At 41.9% G+C, this 17,421-nt stretch carries 14 protein-coding genes; 4 read left to right on the top strand and 10 right to left on the bottom strand.

What is annotated here, in order from left to right:
• Positions 1 to 5 precede the first annotated feature (5 nt).
• From panB to SMUL_RS02780, 3 genes are read left to right on the top strand one after another with little or no spacing between them, the layout of a single operon-like run.
• Positions 6 to 794 (top strand): 3-methyl-2-oxobutanoate hydroxymethyltransferase, encoded by a 789-nt coding sequence (gene panB, locus SMUL_RS02790; RefSeq protein WP_025343742.1) that lies wholly within the window; start codon positions 6 to 8, stop codon positions 792 to 794.
• A gap of 5 nt (positions 795 to 799) precedes the next feature.
• Positions 800 to 1,822, top strand: a complete 1,023-nt coding sequence (gene ruvB / locus SMUL_RS02785; RefSeq protein ID WP_025343741.1) for a Holliday junction branch migration DNA helicase RuvB — start codon at positions 800 to 802, stop codon at positions 1,820 to 1,822.
• Entirely contained in the window at positions 1,819 to 2,859 is a 1,041-nt protein-coding gene (locus SMUL_RS02780) for an AI-2E family transporter (protein WP_025343740.1), read from the top strand. Before ruvB ends, SMUL_RS02780 begins: the two co-directional genes overlap by 4 nt.
• A gap of 103 nt (positions 2,860 to 2,962) precedes the next feature.
• Here SMUL_RS02780 and SMUL_RS02775 read toward each other — a convergent pair whose 3' ends face one another.
• From SMUL_RS02775 to SMUL_RS02730, 10 genes are all read right to left on the bottom strand, one after another.
• Positions 2,963 to 4,987 carry a dynamin family protein gene (locus SMUL_RS02775; RefSeq protein ID WP_025343739.1) on the bottom strand — a complete coding sequence of 675 codons (2,025 nt, stop codon included), beginning with the start codon at positions 4,985 to 4,987 and terminating at the stop codon, positions 2,963 to 2,965.
• On the bottom strand, positions 4,984 to 7,356 hold the full coding sequence (locus SMUL_RS02770; RefSeq protein WP_025343738.1) for a dynamin family protein: 2,373 nt from the start codon (positions 7,354 to 7,356) through the stop codon (positions 4,984 to 4,986). The genes SMUL_RS02775 and SMUL_RS02770 overlap by 4 nt, the downstream gene beginning before the upstream one ends.
• 130 nt (positions 7,357 to 7,486) lie before the next feature.
• Positions 7,487 to 8,206 carry a fumarate reductase iron-sulfur subunit gene (locus SMUL_RS02765; RefSeq protein WP_025343737.1) on the bottom strand — a complete coding sequence of 240 codons (720 nt, stop codon included), beginning with the start codon at positions 8,204 to 8,206 and terminating at the stop codon, positions 7,487 to 7,489.
• Complete coding sequence (locus SMUL_RS02760; protein ID WP_025343736.1) at positions 8,203 to 10,188, bottom strand: fumarate reductase flavoprotein subunit; 1,986 nt, start codon at positions 10,186 to 10,188, stop codon at positions 8,203 to 8,205. The genes SMUL_RS02765 and SMUL_RS02760 overlap by 4 nt, the downstream gene beginning before the upstream one ends.
• Positions 10,189 to 10,190: 2 nt before the next feature.
• A complete protein-coding gene (locus SMUL_RS02755; protein ID WP_025343735.1) occupies positions 10,191 to 10,973 on the bottom strand; it encodes a fumarate reductase cytochrome b subunit in 783 nt (260 codons plus the stop codon).
• 190 nt (positions 10,974 to 11,163) lie between these two features.
• Positions 11,164 to 11,982 (bottom strand): prolipoprotein diacylglyceryl transferase, encoded by an 819-nt coding sequence (gene lgt, locus SMUL_RS02750; protein WP_025343734.1) that lies wholly within the window; start codon positions 11,980 to 11,982, stop codon positions 11,164 to 11,166.
• Positions 11,983 to 12,038: 56 nt separating this feature from the next.
• Positions 12,039 to 14,327 carry a diguanylate cyclase gene (locus tag SMUL_RS02745; protein ID WP_025343733.1) on the bottom strand — a complete coding sequence of 763 codons (2,289 nt, stop codon included), beginning with the start codon at positions 14,325 to 14,327 and terminating at the stop codon, positions 12,039 to 12,041.
• A 106-nt stretch (positions 14,328 to 14,433) separates the two neighbouring features.
• On the bottom strand, positions 14,434 to 14,862 hold the full coding sequence (locus SMUL_RS02740; RefSeq protein ID WP_025343732.1) for an Hsp20/alpha crystallin family protein: 429 nt from the start codon (positions 14,860 to 14,862) through the stop codon (positions 14,434 to 14,436).
• Positions 14,863 to 15,043: 181 nt separating this feature from the next.
• Entirely contained in the window at positions 15,044 to 15,700 is a 657-nt protein-coding gene (locus SMUL_RS02735; protein ID WP_025343731.1) for a Crp/Fnr family transcriptional regulator, read from the bottom strand.
• Between the two features lie 2 nt (positions 15,701 to 15,702).
• Positions 15,703 to 16,104: a YchJ family protein gene (locus SMUL_RS02730; protein WP_025343730.1), complete on the bottom strand. Its 402-nt coding sequence runs from the start codon at positions 16,102 to 16,104 to the stop codon at positions 15,703 to 15,705.
• Positions 16,105 to 16,241: 137 nt separating this feature from the next.
• On the opposite strand from SMUL_RS02730, the gene SMUL_RS02725 reads away from it, so the two are divergent.
• Positions 16,242 to 17,420 (top strand): sugar transporter, encoded by a 1,179-nt coding sequence (locus tag SMUL_RS02725; RefSeq protein ID WP_025343729.1) that lies wholly within the window; start codon positions 16,242 to 16,244, stop codon positions 17,418 to 17,420.
• Position 17,421: the final 1 nt, after the last annotated feature.

Below are 17,421 nucleotides of genomic sequence, written 5' to 3'. Positions count from 1 at the left end.
CTTCCATGAAAACAATTACATCCATTAAACAACACAAGGGGAAAACACCTCTTAGCGTCATTACCGCGTATGATGCACTTTTTGCTTCACTGTTCGATCAAAAGGTCGACATCATCCTCGTTGGCGATAGCCTCAATATGAGTTTCAATGCCAAACCAGACACTCTCTCCGCTAGCATGGAAGTGATGTTGTACCATACCAAAGCAGTGTGTGCGGGTGCTAAAGAAACTTTTATCGTTTGCGATATGCCTTTTGGAACCTACACCGATGAGAAGATGGCACTTCATAACGCATCTCTCGTTTACAGCCAAACCAATGCGCATGCCGTTAAGATTGAAGGTGGTGTGAGTCGCGCTCACATCATAAGAGCACTCACGCAAAACTCTGTTGCCGTTATGGGGCACATCGGATTAATGCCTCAGTACGTACGCAGTGAAGGTGGCTATAAAGTACGTGGGCGCACGGAAGAGGACATACTTGCCTTAATCGAAGATGCCAAAGCCGTTGAAGAGGCGGGTGCCTTTAGTTTGGTCATCGAAGGGGTTGTTGAAGAAGCCGCACGTCGTATTTCTGAAGCAATTTCTATTCCTACCATTGGCATTGGAGCTGGTAAATACACTGATGGTCAAGTTTTAGTTTGGAGCGACATGCTTGGTTTCTTTCAAGCATTTCAACCTAAATTTGTCAAACGCTATTTAGAAGGTGCCACGCTGGTTCAAGACGCCGTTGATGCCTATGTCAAAGAGGTGCAAGAGCGAAGTTTTCCTGAAGCTTCTTACACCTATACAAAGTGAGTGTGATGGAACGCATCGTCGAAATCGAAAAAATCTCTTTTGAGAACGAGTATGAAAAAAGTTTGCGCCCCTCTTCGTTTGAAGATTACATCGGGCAAGAGAAGATCAAAAAAAATTTACAAGTCTTCATCCAAGCGGCACAAAAACGTTCCGAGTGTTTAGACCACATTCTCTTTTTTGGCCCTCCGGGTCTTGGAAAGACGACTTTAGCGCATATCATCTCCAACGAAATGCGTGCCAATATGAAAATAACCGCGGCACCGATGATCGAAAAAAGTGGCGATTTAGCTGCTATTTTGACCAATCTTCAAGAAGGAGACATTCTCTTCATCGATGAGATTCACAGGCTTTCGCCTGCCATTGAAGAGATTCTCTACCCTGCGATGGAAGATTTTCGTCTGGACATCATCATCGGTTCAGGCCCTGCGGCACAAACGATCAAGATCGACCTGCCCCATTTTACCCTGATAGGAGCGACCACGAGAGCGGGTATGATTAGCTCGCCACTTCGCGATCGTTTTGGAATGCACTTTCGCCTACAGTTTTACACCAAAGATGAACTCTCCATCATCATCACCAAAGCGTCTCATAAACTGGAGAAAATATGTCTTCAAGATGCTGCACATGAGATGGCAAGACGTTCACGTGGAACTCCGAGAATTGCGCTTCGTCTTTTGAAACGTATTCGTGATTATGCGGATGTGGTGGATGAAGAGAGCATTAGCATTGAGAGAGCGCAATATGGCTTGAATGAACTGGGTGTCAACGACCTTGGTTTTGATGAACTCGATATTAAATACCTCGAATTACTACTGCAAAGCAAAGGTCGCCCTTTGGGTCTAAGCACGATGGCAGCAGCGCTGAGTGAAGATGAAGGCACCATCGAAGATGTCATCGAACCCTATTTGCTGGCGAACAGTTACATCGAACGAACAGCGCGAGGAAGAGTTGCAACGCCTAAAACGTATGAGCTTTTTCGTCTCACCCCACCGATTTTGCAAAATGGATTATTTGAGGACCATGTATGAATGAACATCGCTTCTTTTTAACGGCCATTTTTCTAGCCGTTCTCTTTTCAATTATTAAACTCTATCAGCCTTTTTTGATGATTATCGCTATTGCATCCCTGCTTGCCATGGCGACGTACAATCTCAATTTCAAACTCTATGGAGTCACTAAAAACAGGCATATTGCGGCGGTTTTATCCACTATGCTTCTCTCTTTACTTCTTTTTGGTCCAATCGTCTATACCATCACTTCGGTGGGTAGCATTGTGAACAATTTTGATTTTTCGATGATCGAGCGCGTTCAAGCGTATCTGCATACACTCGATTACAAACTGCCAGCTCCGCTTGCTTTTATGCAAGCACCCTTGGATGATTTTATCAACTCACTGAATATCGCTCAGCTCTCAAGTACAGCACTTTCGTATTTTGGATCTATCGGCAAAAACAGTGCTGGCTTTTTAAAAGATATGCTTCTTATTGTTGTCTTTTTCTTCTTTGCACTCCTAAATGGCAAAGATTTGGTGGATTATTTTAAAAGCGTGATGCCCATTGATGCCAAAGAGGTCAATATCGTCTTCTCCGAAGTCACCAATGTGATGAGTGTGGTTTTCTACTCCATTTTGCTCAGCGCCATTTTACAAGGTGCGCTTTTCTCTTTTATCGGCATGTACTTTGGCTATGACGGACTATTACTGGGCATTTTCTACGGTTTTGCATCGCTCATTCCCGTCATCGGAGGAGCCATCATGTGGATTCCACTCTGCGCGATTGAAGTAGCACATGGCAATACCACCACAGCGATTATCATCGCGACCTACTCAATTGTCGTGATCTCCATCATCGCTGACACCTTCATCAAACCACTTATCATCAAATACATCAACGACAAGATGGTCAAAACACCTACCGCCGTCAATGAACTTTTGATTTTCTTCGCAATTTTTGCAGGACTCACAACGTTTGGTTTTTGGGGAATGATCCTTGGACCTGCTATTACTACGCTCTTTATATCGCTTTTGAAACTCTACAAACTGCTCAAAGAGAAACATTACATGTAAAGACATTGAGGCTAAAAGCTACAAAATTTTATAGCCTCTTATTTCTTGCCGCTACACAAACATAGGTTGGTTGGTGGATGATTTTTAAACAAAAGAGATAGATTTATTCTACCTCTTTAACCAATGCTTCTATCTGCTCTAAAATCTTGTAGTGGCGCGCTTTTCGCTCTTCCAAGAACGCTACTTTTTCCTCTTTTATGGCGGTAAATTGGCTGATGAGACGGTCGTAATCTTTACTCAAAAACGTGTTGCGTGTGTTCATCATGTTTTCAAGCTCGTAGAGATGAAACGACGTTCTAAGACGCTCTTTGATCTCATCGAGTTTGGGAGTATAGAGTGAAAATTTTGTGGGGTTTTCCTCGTACAGTTTGACGGACTTTTCGATCTTGTTTTCCAAAAATGCGACACACACTTCAGTGGCGTTTTGGTAGTTAAAACTCACCGCACTGGAAAGATGGTTAAACTCAGAGCTGATCTTCGCGTACGAAGCTGCAATCTCATCATTGAAAGGCTTCAAAATGCTCTCGTACGCCTTGGAGGCGAAACGGCGCATGTTGGCAAACTCGATGTCGGAGTGAAGCTCTTCACTTTTGCGAATCACTTCGTAGGGCGCTTGCCATTTCAAAATGCCCTGCTCCAAAGAGCGATAGACCAAACGGTTTTTGTCGTTAACTTCGTTTTGGATGGCGCCTAAATTTTTCACATACTGTTTGAACATTTTGCCAATGAGATTCTCTTCGTAAAAGAGGCTTTTATAGATGAGATCGGAGTTGATTTTAGGCGCTTGGTATTCAAAAGGAACAAACGTTGCCTGTTTGCTAAAAAGTCCTGCTTTTTGGGCTTCGTAGCGTGTCAGCTTCTCACTGCTCATTTGGTTATAAATCGCGTCCGCAATCGTTTCGATGATCTGTTCAATGCGCATAAACGCACTCTTAAGATCGTGTGAAAATTTGCTTTTAAGATCGCTAAAAAGCCCTTTGGCTTCGGTTTCAAAACGGACGATCTCTTCTAAAAGTTCATCGTAAATGCAGAGGAAAAGCTGATGCTGTGCGATGAGTTTAGAGACGATCTCTTTGACCTCTTTTTTGATCGCGAACTCTTTGGATTGGGTCGATTTGGGTTGAATCTCATTGCGAATGAAGTCCAAAACTTTGTCGATGTTGGACTCTTCCAAGAGCTTAAGATTGGCACCCAAGTCACTTTGTAAGATCGAATCCAGCGTGGTTTGATACGTCTTAAAATCATGCTCAATGCCACTAAAATCAAGCTTCTCGCCACCGTTTTGAAGCTTTACATGTAAAGCGTGCATAAACGATTCTAACGTCTCTTCCATCATCACTTTTTTGTCGTGACTGCGGGACTCCAACGCTTGGCGCGCCGAGATTGGGATGACATCACTAAAAAACTCTTTAAACGCTGTTTTAACGTAATTCGTCGTCTCTTCGATTTGTTGGGGTGTAAATTTATCTTTTTGATTGAGCACGCAGAGTGACTTGTTTTGGTACTTTCCAAGATACTCTTCTAAGACCTGAAGCTCACTCATTTTTCCTGCATTGTCGATGAGTGTCAGCCAGATAATGCCATCGACTTCTTTGAGCACTTTTTCAGTTGTTTGCGTGTCACTCGCCGCTTGGGAATTAAGTCCTGGTGTATCGACAAACACAACGTCTTTGAGAATATTAAGTGGTGCATAAAGAACTAAGTACGCGATGTCTTCTACATGCTCTCTCTGGTCGGTAAAGTGCGCAATCGTGTTGATGTCATGGTATTCATCACGCCCATCTTTATAGCGCACACGGATTTTAAACTCTTCTCCGTAACGAATGTAATTGACTTTGGACGTCACGGGCGTAATGCCTGTGGGTAAAATACTTTTGGCTAAAAGCGCGTTGAGGAAGGTTGATTTACCACTTGAAAACTGTCCTGTGATGGCGACTTTCATCGGCTCTTCTGAGCGCATTTGAAGGCGATCCAGTGCTTTTTTGAGTTGAATGGAAGGCAGTTGCTCTTCACCAAGAAGCACATATTGTACTTTTTTGAGTGCGCCTAAAAGGGTTGCATCAAACTGGGGAATGACTTTTAAAAAGTGCTCTTTGTAGGAGGTCACAAAACTTTCAATAAGACTCATTTTGACTCCTTAGTCGCGCTCAAATCATTTAACACAATGCCCATTACACGCACTTTTTCTTCTATCTCTAAACTGCGCGCTTCACGATTAAGCGTTGCATCTTTCATCTGACGCATTGCTTTTTCTAACAGTGCTTCTTCAGCACTAAAACGCTCCTCTATCAAACGCGCTGGTGCTTCGCAGAGACTTACAAAGGAGCTTAACAACTCTTCATTGATTTTGTGCAGTTTCTCTTCTAGCATCTCTTTTACATGTAAAAACTCGGTTGCTAAAATCGCATCGAGTGCGGTTGAAAGCATATTAAGATCATTTTTGCCGTATTTTTTGATCGCATCATTGGCTCCTGTGATAACAATCGTGCTGTTTTTAAAGATCAAGAGTGAACCCAAATGCTCTTCACAAAACGCTCTCGCATCAAAATGATGCGCCGATGTGTCGCTTTTAAATTCGCCGTATTTCGCGTCCATGTACTCTAAGGAACTTTGCATCTTTTTTTGAAACTCGTAGCGATAATCCCGCACCAAATCGACCAAACCATCTTTCATCGCCGTCTCGATCATCGAGCCAATACGCTCCTCTTTGGGCGCTTTTTTGTTTTTACTAAACTCATAGCTGACATCATCGCTGATGCGACGTTTCACCACATAGCTCAATTTATCGAGCTGATTGTTTGCAAATTTTTGAAGGGTGCCAAAGTAGTGCTCCATCTCCTCTTTGCTTTGCGCCACACTGGTTTTGATCTGCTCTAAAAAGTGTGCCATCACCGTTTTTTCTTCTTGGTGTTTGGCATACGCTTGCTCGATCTCTTCGTGCGAAATGGTTAAGTAGTGACGTTCTTGCTCAAACGATGCCATCGATTCAATGATGATCGACTCGATCTCTTTGCGATTGGAAGAGATGATCAGATTGGCTTTTTGGCTGTTACTTCCAAACAGAACATCCTCAAGGTACGCCTCAACCAGAGGTAACCCTGTGCGCTCAATGTCATAACCAAGCGCAAGTGCTTCTTTTGCTTGACCCAATTTATGCATCAACGCAAGTTTTCCTGCAATCGGAATAAAGACAATTTTAGCGATCACTTCATCCAGTTTCGCGCCCTTGTTTTGCTCTTTCAAACGTGCTTCGATGCTGCGTTTGGTATATGCGATAACCTCTTGAAGCTCTTTTTCGGCAATCGCGTCAATGCGCGTAATGACGATGAGTAACTGCGCCACATTGCGGTATAAGAGTGCATCAATGATAAAATCAATATCTTTTTGCGTTGCCGCTTGCGCCGCGTTCATAAGATGAATCATTAGATCGCATTCGCTTAGGTATTCTAGAGTAATCTCTTCGCGCTGAATCACAGGATCATCAAGTCCTGGAGTATCAACGATTTGGACGCCATCTTGGACAAATTTAAGATCGGTGTAGAGTTCGACACTTTTGACAAGATTGCATTTTTTATCGGAGTGTTTGGCGGAAGTATACAGCGCTAAACTTTCCACAGGGATGGACGCACTCTCCCCTTTTGGCGTCACGAGTGCGTTAAATGTTTCACCAAAATGCGCCCTGCTTTCTTTGACAAACGCCTCTAAACTTTTAAGACTTTTGGCGCCCTCTTCGATCTTGCTCCACTCTTTGGCATTCCAAAAGTTCACAACGGCATAAGGCTCTTTGGCGTATTTGATCAAGGTTAGATTGGCGGTTTCGGGAACAACAGAAGTGCCTAGAACCTCTTGCCCCAAAAGCGCGTTGAGCATCGTGGATTTTCCAGCGTTCATAACGCCCGTAATTCCGATGGAAAAGCGTTGATTTTCAAGGCGTTCAGGGATGAGATGTAAACGCTCTTGAAGCCTTGGAAGCTCAACCGCACCTTTAAGGTTTTCAATGGCGACAAAAAGCCTATAGAGCGCTGTTTTGTAGTAGTTTTCTTGGGGTGTTGCACGCTTTACATGTAAAGCGGTGACTTCGATCTTTTTTTCTTCAATAAGGGAGAGTATACTGCCCAAAGAACGCAAGGCATCGTAGGAGATAATCCCCTCTTTTTTTAAAAGCTCTAAGCGTTTCAAAATGGCATGATAGATCTGGACATTGCCCAGATCTATCAAATATCCGAGCAGTTGACTTTGAGCGTATTGAATCGTTTCTTTGCTAAACGTTGTGTGTTGAAACAGGGTTTTTAAAACAGTTTTAGGTTCTTCAAGGCGTGCCATATTGGCAAAATTGTGGGGGCTGATGATAAGCAAGATAGCAGCGCTATCGCAAAAAATATCGAAAGTGGTTGAGAGGATCTGATCAAGCTCTCGTTTATGTTTTTCATCGAAAACAGCCTGCTGGTTTAACCTCTCACTCCAAATAAGTAAGAAAAAATCATTGATTACATGCATGAGATACTATCTTTAAAGTTTTTTTGATTATATCAGTATTTCTTATAATAGAAACAAAAATGTAAGACTAAATGTCAAGATTAAGGCAAGGGATAAGACAAGTGTCTTATCCCTCTAAAAGAAGGCAAACTTATTTGAGAGCGACGAGTTTTCTTCTCATATAAGCGATTTTTGATTGAAGTGGTAAATGTTTTGGGCAGTTGTCTTCGCACGCAACGAGACTCATACATCCAAAAACACCATCATCATCACCGACAAGCTCATAGAAGTCTTCATCGGTTCTCTCATCGTGTGGATCCATTGCAAAACGCGCAACACGGTTCAAACCAACGGCACCAATAAAGTTTGGTCTCATCAATTTTGTACCGCACGCTGCAACACAAATACCACATTCGATACAACGATCAAGCTCAAAGGTCTCATCCGCGAGTTTTGGCTCCATCGGTGCTTCAAGTTTAGAGATGTCTGGTTTGTGGTTCGTGTGAATCCAACTCTCAACACGTCTACTCATATCGTTCATCCAGTTACCTGTATCAACGGAAAGATCTTTGAGTAACTTAAATGCAGGCATAGGCATCAATTGAATCACACCACCTGGGAAATTTTTTGTCAATGTTCGACATGCAAGCGCAGGTTTACCATTGACCATCATTCCACAACTTCCGCAGATACCAGCACGGCATACAAAGTCAAACGAAAGATCGGCGTCCATTGTCTCACGAATTTTAGTCAATGCAATAAACAGAGTCATACCATCAGTTTCTTCTAGTTTGTACTCTGCAAAGTGCGCTTTAGAAAGTTTTGATTGTGGGTTATATTTCATAGCCCTTATGGTAATAGTTCTACTCATTTTGCATCTCCAAATCTCTCATTTTTAGCTTTATAGTATGGTTGAAGCGTAAATGGCATAAGCGCATCTTGAATCACATGTCTGTCTTTGCCTGCTGCTTCCATCTCTTCACGAAGTTTGTCCACTTCTTCTTGGCGTTTAAGGCTGAGTTCATTTTCAATAATCATACCTTTTGCACCGTATCCGCGGAACGCTGGTGGAATTTCCATTTTCATAATGTCTAAATCTTCATAGCTAACCGTTGGAAGTGTAGCACCCTCAGACCATGATGTAAGGGTTCGTTTCAACCAGTTTGCATCATCACGTTTCAAGAAGTCTTCTCTGTAGTGCGCGCCACGACTCTCTGTTCGCTCACGTGCGCCCATAGCAACACACAATGCGAGTTTAAGCATCATAGGCACTCGGTACGCCTCTTCAAGCTCTGGGTTAGCAGAAGCTGTTTTAGATTTAACGTTAACATCATGAGATTTTTTGAGCAATTCTTCAAGTTCATTAACCGCTTCAGCAAGACCTTTGCCATCACGGAAAATCGCAACTTTTTCCCACATAATATCTCTCATTCTGTTTTTGATTTCAAAGATGTTGTGTTTACCTTTGTTGGTTAACAAATGGTCGATGAAATCTTTTTGTTTTTTCAATGTTTTTTCAATTGTTGCTGTGTTGATATTGACTTCATTTGCCAAACAAAAATCTGCAAAATAATCACCAACAATCATACCTGCAACAACGGTTTCACTGACTGAGTTACCACCAAGACGGTTAAATCCGTGCATATCCCAACATGCTGCTTCACCTGCGGAAAAGAGACCTGAAAGCGTTGGAGACTCACCCGTTGGTTTGGTTCTGATACCACCCATTGAGTAGTGTTGCATTGGAAGAACAGGTGCCCAACCTTTTGGACCTTCATCCGCAGGATCGATACCGTTAAAGATTTGACAAATTTCTTGTACATCTCTTAGGTTTCTCTCAATGTGTGCACGACCAAGGATCGAAATATCTAACCACAAGTGCTCGCCATACGGAGATTTAACACCTTTACCTTTACGGATGTGTTCCATCATACGACGACTTACAACGTCACGACTTGCAAGTTCTTTTTTCTCTGGCTCGTAGTCTGGCATAAATCGATGACCATCAACGTCACGTAATAGACCACCATCACCTCTACAACCCTCTGTTAAAAGGATACCTGAAGGAACGATTGGGGTTGGGTGAAATTGTACCGCTTCCATATTTCCAAGTGTCGCAACACCTGTCTCAAGTGCAATTGCAGCACCGATACCATCACAAATAACCGCATTGGTTGTTTGTTTGTAAAGTCTTCCGTACCCGCCTGTTGCTATCAAAGTACCTTTAGCAACGTAAGCCCAAAGCTCACCTGTCACTAAATCTCTTACAATCGCACCGTAACAACGGTTGTTTTCATGAATTAAAGCAATCGCTTCTTTTCTATCTTCAATGTTGACGTTATGTTTTAATGCTTCATTGGCAACACCAAAAAGCATGGTATGTCCTGTTGCATCTGCTGTATAACAGGTTCTCCATTTTTTAGTACCACCAAAGTCACGTGAGTGAATGTACCCGTGAACTTCTTCGTCTTCAACGATTGTTGTTTTCTCAGCATTGATGATCGCTTCTCTGCTACCTTTTGCAATTCTCGTCCAAGGCACGCCCCAGCCCGCTAATTCGCGGATCGCTTTAGGAGCAACGGTTACGAACATACGTGCAACTTCTTGATCACATCCCCAGTCGCTACCTTTGACGGTATCGGCAAAGTGGACATCTTCGTTGTCGCCACGGCTCATTTTTGAGTTACCAAGACTTGCTTGCATACCACCTTGTGCCGCAGCAGAGTGAGATCTCTTAACTGGACAAAGACTTAAAACTGTTGTACTAAGACCACGAGATTGCGTAGCAACCGCCGCTCTAAGACCTGCTAAACCACCACCGATTACCAGTGCATCACAATATTTTACGTTCATTTTTACGCCCTAACCTTCACATCATATCTTGCTTCTACTTGTGCCGTTGGTTTATACGCTTCACCTGCATTATCTCTGTGCTCGTATCCGATTTTGACATACGCAGCCAGTGTTAAAAGACCCAATGCTAAGAAAAAGACGGTTATAGCCCATTTCGCTTTTTTGAGGTTTTTACGAGATTCTTTAGCGTGTTCGCCTTCAAACCAACCCCATTTAACACAGAGACGGTAAAGACCAATACCACCGTGGAATTCAACTGCTAGAAGAAGAAGAAGATAAAATGGCCACATGAAATCACTGTACATTCTATCTGCTGAACCGTATGGTCCGATTTCATCTGCTTTAACCGCCATTGTAAAGAGGTGTGCAGAACCAAGGAAGAACATTGCAAAGCCGGTGAACGCTTGTGTAAACCACATCGTCGTATCATCGTGTTTCATCATGCCCATGTGTGTTTTGTAGGCTTGATACTGTCTAAAGTTATTAGGCAATTTTCTCATACCGAGCATTGCGTGTACAATAAAGATAGCAAACACAAACAATACGATCGCAGAAACGATCCAAGGCTTTGGCTCACTGAAGAACATACTGCCTTCAAACATTTTGGTTATGGTGTACATAAAGTCTTTGCTGATCAAAATAGTTGATACAAAGAACATATGTCCCCACATAAACAAACCTAAGAATAGTCCTGTTGCACTTTGAACATAGTCCAATTTCGCAGGAACTCTACTCTTTTTTCCCTCAACGCTCGTACCTAGAAAACCTTCAAGTAGGTCACTCACATTTTATCCTTTTTGTGAAGTTTTATAAACACTCATAAATGTGCACTATAACACACTTATGAATGTCAATTTCGAATAAAAATCCCTTTAAAAGGCATTTTGTAAGAAGTTTAAACACATCATAACTATGTTATTTTATACATGCAGGTTGAAATTATAATATACAAAAGGGGATTTAAAAGGGATTTTTTCATCCCCTTTTCCCTCGTTTAATAAGGAAGCCATAGAGAAGTAAAGAGGCGAGGATCATCAGAACAGAAAGCGCTTGTCCTTTACTCATCCACTCTCCATAAACAAAACCAATTTGAAAGTCTGGTTCTCGCCAAAACTCTGCAATAAAGCGTCCCAAAGAGTAGAAAAAACCATAAAGCGCAATAAGTTCTCCATCGTGTTTTTTAAACTTTCGATACATGTAAAGAATCACAAACACCATAATGCCTTCTAAAAATGCTTCGTAAAGTTGTGAAGGGTGACGAAGAACGCCATCGACATAAATACCCCACGTAACTTCCGTCGGACGACCAAAAAGCTCTTGATTCAAGAAATTGCCTATGCGTCCAAACACATAGCCAACAGGGACACTGATAGCAACAACATCAAGAAGTCTCCAAACATTGATTTTATATTTAAGATTAAAAAGCCATGTTCCTAGAAAAAAACCAACAATAGCACCATGGTAACTCATACCACGAATTCCTACAAATGTGCCATCCAAAAAAGGATTAAACATCTGCCATGGATTGGAGAGATAGTAGTCCACATGCGGGTCATAAAAAAGAATATACCCAATACGAGCACCTAAAATGATCCCTATTTCAATCCAAATAAAATAGCTTTCTAAAATTTGATTACTAAAACCTAAATTGTCTTTTTTCACAAACCATTTTGCAACGTACAGTGCTCCCAAAAGAGCTAATATGTACATTAATCCATACCAATGCACGGCAATAGGGCCTAACTTAAACGCAATAGGGTCAAACTGTGAGTAAATAGTATTCCAAAAAGGCATTTTTATCCTTACATGTAAAAAAAGAAAAGTGTACCTTATCTAGATTAAGAAAGTGTTTAGAGAGGCAAAACACATGTATAAATTTCTACTTCTACACAGTTACGCCCATTCTCTTTAGCACGGTACAATGCCTCATCCACACGTACCATCATGCTTTTTTCATCATCTCCCTCATGAAAGGTTGCCACCCCAAAACTGGCTGTTTTCATCCCAACCTGTGAAAAGGAAAATGATGCAACGCATAGACGCAATTTTTCTGCTAGTAAAGAAGCATTTTCAAGCGTACTATTGGGCAATAAAAGTAAAAATTCCTCCCCACCCCAACGCCCAAAAATATCTTCAGAGCGAATCTGTGCTTTAACGCATAAAGCAAACTCTTGCAAAATCGTGTCTCCCACTTGATGCCCATAGATATCATTGACCGATTTAAATTTATCAATATCAAGCAAAATAATCGAAAAAGGTGTGTGATGTCGCCTTGCAATGGAAAGATGGTACGCAAAAAGTTCATCCAATTTTAAACGATTATAAAGTCCTGTGAGTCTATCGGTGATAGAGAGTTCTTCGACCCGTTTTTTATCCGTAATATCCGTTCGAATGGCGGTATATCCAATTAAAGGGTAATCTTCATCGTACCGTGGCGCAATAATGGTCTCGACCCAATACGCACTGCCATCTTTATGTCTATTTTTAAGCTCGCCTTTCCAAATCAAGCCACTTTTAATCGCCTTCCACATCTGCTCATACACCGAGGAAGGAACATCCGCATGACGTACAATCGAATGATTGGCACCAATGAGTTCTTCTTTAGAGTACCCTGAAATCTTACAAAATGCCTCACTGACCTCGGTAATCACACCCTTTAAATCGGTGGTTGAGATAATCACATGTTTATCAATCATACTTAAATATTTTTCCAATTTATATTTTGATTTTCGATAGTTGGTAATATCACTCAAGGTTAAAACTACCGCACTGATATTATCTTTATGATGTAAATAAATAGGTGCTGCATTCATTTGCATCCACACAAGAGGATACCCCTCTCTTTGAATCCCCATAATAATGCCATGTTGTGACTCACCCGATCGCAAAACCTTCATAAAAGGAAGCTCTTCTGGTAAAAAAGAAGAACCATCTTCATGAAGGGCTTTCCATGGAAGATCACCATTAAGCGTCTTATTAAAAGAAGGTAACATCTTTTCCGCAGTATCGTTACACTCTGTTATGACCCCTTCGCGATTGATTACTATAATACCCTCTTGCATCGTTTTAAAAAGAAGACGCACCCATGCCTCAGATTCAGAAAGCTGTTTTGTTTTTTCTTCCGCAATCTCATACGCACGGCTACGTGTACGTTGCAAAGCATACACCCATCCACTCAATAGTATGGAAAAAAGTATGCCAATAAAGACTTGAATATGAGGGAAATAATGATTTAATTGATTATGCAATACGCTATTGGCTTTAAAATAGAGTGTCCAATGAGTATCATATGACGTAAATACAACGGAACGCTCTAATCGAGGCTTGGTTAATTGTGAATTGGAATTATATAACAGTGTCTCCTCGCTTAAAGATTCACAATCATACACTTCAAAACTCACTAACCCATCATTCGCTTTTAAAATATTTTCAAAAAAGGTATTGACTTTTATGGCGCTGTAAACAACCCCTTTTGCAGCAGCTAAACGCTCTGCCTCATTTTGAAGTGAATGATGACGATAATAAAAAGGCATGTAAATAATAAACCCTTTTTTTTCGGAAGCTTGAGCTTGTTTCACAAATTCAATTTTTGGCGTAATGGTTACAGAGCCTTTTTTTAAAGCCTTTTCGATGTTTTGCCTGCGCATCGCTTCAGAACCCATGTCATACCCTAAAATCTGTACAGTTTGTTCTGTAAAAGGCTCAATATACGTAATGGGAAAGAGTGTTGAATGAGAAGAAGATGAGGGGAAAATCTTATACTGTGCCATAGCACTGTCTTCTGCCATCTTTTTTTCATAGGCTTCTCTCTTCGAAGCTTCCACCAAAGGCACATACCCTAAAGCATAAAGGCTTGGAAAATTAATGGCTAAGTCATGCATCTTTGCAAAAGTATGCCACTCATTGCGGGTAATAGTTTCTGAAGCAAAAATAAACGCAGCACTGCTGTTTAAAAGTTGTACATGGGAGTCGAGTTCTTTTTGAATTAAAGCGGTTATCTCTTTAGAGGCAGCATCAAACCGTATCGCTTCAACATTTTCAATCCATTGATAACTCTTCCATGCCATCAACAAAGAAAACAGTAATCCTAAAAGTAAAATAAACCATGGTAAGAGCGTAGATTCCCAAAATCGTTTCAAGAAACTCCTCCTTTACACCATTACTAAAGCAAATTGTAGCGTAAATTAGGAAAAGGAATCGAATGATATTAACAGAGGCAAGAGTTCATCTCTTGCCTCAAGATATTTATTTGACTTCGATTTTTTTTACTTCGGTTTTTTCGATTTTGAGTTTGGGAAGGACGACTTCCAGCACACCGTTTTCACTGCTGGCTTCAATGTTTTCCACATCCACATTTTCAGGCAGTGCAAAGCTTCGTTGGAACTTGCCGTAACTGCTTTCTACTTTGTAGTAGTCTTTTTCTTGGCGCTCTTCTTTAAAACTTCGCTCGCCTGAGATAATGATCTGATTTTCCTTCAGATCAATGTGAATATCCTCTTTTTTGATCCCTGGAAGATCGACCTCAATGTGGTACGCAAATTCACCTTCACGGGTACTCACCGTTGGACTAAACGCGGAGATACTACTCTCATTGGCTTCGGTAGGATAGTAGTTAAACAACCGACTCTCCAACTCTTTAAGCTCTTTGTAGGGATTAAATCGTGTGACTAACATGGTAAACTCCTTAAAAATTTATGGAAGAAGTTTATTACATGTAAAGATGTTTGTCTGCCACTTAAGTGGCACAAAAAACCATTTTTAATCACGGCTTTTAGGCAAAGCCCAAAAGCCTACGCTAAGCCGCTGTGGCGCTAAAGCTTGCCTCTTGCGAGGCAGAATGTAGTTTGTATGACGTTTATTCTTCAGGAAGATGTTCGAGTAGATTTTGGGAGTCTTTGATGAAAATCTCTTTGCGTTTCACATCAATCAGCCCTTGCTTTTTAAGCGTTTGCAGATTGCGGTTGAGCACTTTGCGCACCGTGCCTACAAGACTAGCGAGCTCTTCATGCGAAAGGTTGTTAATAAGTTTTAGGGTCTGTTGATCACCTTGTTTTTCGATGTTTTTAGCGATCAATTTCACCAAGCGCGTCGTGGTGTCATACAAAGAAAGATCGCTTGCTAAAGTTTCTACATCGCGCAGTTGTTTAGCGACATAAGGCAAAAAGAGTTTGTTAAACGAAGGTTTGGTCTCGATCCATTCGCGAAACAGCTCGATGGGAAAAACAAGGAGTTTCACATCATCCAGTGCCATTGCCACGTTTTCATGCACTTTGGCATCTAAAAGCGTGATGATATCGTACATATCGCCTTTGGTGAGCAGATAGAGAATTTGCTCTTTGCCATTCTCAAAATTGATCTGCGAGATTTTCACACGCCCTTCCAAGATGACAAAAAAGTGCTCCATGCACTCTTCGGGTCGCATCAGGATTTCGCCTTTTTTGACATGTACCACACGCCCAAAATGTTCTATGTCCTCTTTGAGTTCTTGCTGTAGGACTTCGAGTGCGTACATATCTAGCCTTTCACGTCGCCATCAACATACATCCACGCCTTGCCAAAACGTTTAAACCGTGAATGTTCACTATGCAAACCTTCTTTACCCTCTTGGACAAAGGAAGCTCGAAAAAAGACCTTACCTACTTTGTCGCCCACTCCGCCTTGCCACGTCTCTAAAACATCAAGTTTCGTCCACGCCAAACCTTTACATGTAAACGCGATTTCCTCTTTGAGATTCTTAGCTCGGTGGCTTGGATGCGTGGTTTCATAAAGATAATCCACCCGTCCAAATACAAACGCGCTGTAACGTGAACGCATCAGGGCAACGGCAGTTGGAGCGTTGTGTTTTTTATGGTACGGCTCGCAACACGCTTCATAGGTTTTTCCACTGCCACACGGACAGAGATTTGCTTCGTTCATTCTTCCTCTTTTCGTCGCTTTGAGGCGATTATTATACAAATTTTTCGATAAATCCCCACTACAAGCGTGGCATTTAAACGGGGTTTATCCCTAGTTTGGCTACACTAACCGTTCATTTACCACAAGGCTTTTTAACGATGTTTGCTTCCCTTTTACGTTCATGGAACCCCTGGTTTCCGGTCGTTTGTCTCACCATTTCAGCGTTTATTTTTAACACCACCGAATTTGCTCCTATTAGCCTACTCACTGACATCGCAAGCGATTTTAACATTAGCGAAGCTCAAGCTGGGTTTATGATGACGGTTTATGCATGGGTGGTTGCAACGACATCATTACCGTTAATGCTTCTCACCAAAGATATGGAACGCAGACGTCTGCTTCTGTTTTTATTCTCTTTTTTTATTGCCAGCCATATCCTCTCCTCACTCGCGTGGAGCTTTTGGGTTTTGATGATTTCGCGCATTGGCATCGCTCTTTCGCACGCGATTTTTTGGTCGATTACCGCTTCGCTGACCTATCGTTTAGCGCCTGAAGGTCAAAAGACAAAAGCGCTGGGCATTTTAGCCACAGGCACATCGCTCGCCATCGTGTTGGGCTTACCTCTGGGTCGCCTCATCGGTCAAAGTTTGGGATGGCGCACGACCTTTGCCTGCGTTGCGTTTATCGCCTTTTTGATGATGTTTTTTCTTCTTAAAATCTTACCGCCTCTTCCTAGCATCAACGCAGGCTCCCTGAAAAGTTTACCCCTTTTGATCAAACGACCCGCACTCATGGGCGTTTATCTTCTCACAGCGCTTGCCATTACCGCGCATTTTACCGCCTACTCGTACATCGAGCCTTTTGTGCAACAGATCGCCTTTTTAAGTGCTGATTTTGCGACCATCACGCTTTTCATCTTTGGAATCGCTGGCATAATGGGAAGTATGCTGTTTGCGCGCTATAAACGCAAATACCCTTTTACGATCATCGTAAGCGCCCTCACAGCACTTATTTTAGCCTTGCTTTTGATGCTCCCACTGGCACCTTATAGCATTCCACTCGGCCTTTTATGCCTTTTTTGGGGCATTGCGATTTGCCTTATTAGCCTTATTCTTCAAGTGACGGTTTTGGAGCTCACCCCTGATGCCACCGATGTGGCGATGTCGCTGTATTCGGGCATTTATAACATTGGTATCGGTGGCGGTGCTTTTGTGGGCAGTCTTGTTATCTCGCGAAGTTCGATGGCACATGTCGGATTAGTTGGAGCACTTTTTGGAATGACCGCGCTTGTTTTGGCGATTTGGATTTGGAAAACCTACCTTTTAAAACGACTTTAAC

Origin of the sequence: Sulfurospirillum multivorans DSM 12446 (genome assembly GCF_000568815.1) — a bacterium.
Taxonomy (GTDB): Bacteria; Campylobacterota; Campylobacteria; order Campylobacterales; family Sulfurospirillaceae; genus Sulfurospirillum; species Sulfurospirillum multivorans.
Note: the sequence above shows the minus strand (reverse complement) of the source record. Positions and strands in the feature narration are given on the sequence as shown.

Excerpts from the sequence above, each read along its gene's own strand:
- panB (WP_025343742.1), top strand. The coding sequence starts at position 6 with ATGAAAACAATTACATCCATTAAACAACACAAGGGGAAAACACCTCTT.
- ruvB (WP_025343741.1), top strand. The coding sequence starts at position 800 with ATGGAACGCATCGTCGAAATCGAAAAAATCTCTTTTGAGAACGAGTAT.
- SMUL_RS02780 (WP_025343740.1), top strand. The coding sequence starts at position 1,819 with ATGAATGAACATCGCTTCTTTTTAACGGCCATTTTTCTAGCCGTTCTC.
- SMUL_RS02775 (WP_025343739.1), bottom strand. The coding sequence starts at position 4,987 with ATGAGTCTTATTGAAAGTTTTGTGACCTCCTACAAAGAGCACTTTTTA.
- SMUL_RS02770 (WP_025343738.1), bottom strand. The coding sequence starts at position 7,356 with ATGCATGTAATCAATGATTTTTTCTTACTTATTTGGAGTGAGAGGTTA.
- SMUL_RS02765 (WP_025343737.1), bottom strand. The coding sequence starts at position 8,206 with ATGAGTAGAACTATTACCATAAGGGCTATGAAATATAACCCACAATCA.
- SMUL_RS02760 (WP_025343736.1), bottom strand. The coding sequence starts at position 10,188 with ATGAACGTAAAATATTGTGATGCACTGGTAATCGGTGGTGGTTTAGCA.
- lgt (WP_025343734.1), bottom strand. The coding sequence starts at position 11,982 with ATGCCTTTTTGGAATACTATTTACTCACAGTTTGACCCTATTGCGTTT.
- SMUL_RS02740 (WP_025343732.1), bottom strand. The coding sequence starts at position 14,862 with ATGTTAGTCACACGATTTAATCCCTACAAAGAGCTTAAAGAGTTGGAG.
- SMUL_RS02735 (WP_025343731.1), bottom strand. The coding sequence starts at position 15,700 with ATGTACGCACTCGAAGTCCTACAGCAAGAACTCAAAGAGGACATAGAA.
- SMUL_RS02730 (WP_025343730.1), bottom strand. The coding sequence starts at position 16,104 with ATGAACGAAGCAAATCTCTGTCCGTGTGGCAGTGGAAAAACCTATGAA.
- SMUL_RS02725 (WP_025343729.1), top strand. The coding sequence starts at position 16,242 with ATGTTTGCTTCCCTTTTACGTTCATGGAACCCCTGGTTTCCGGTCGTT.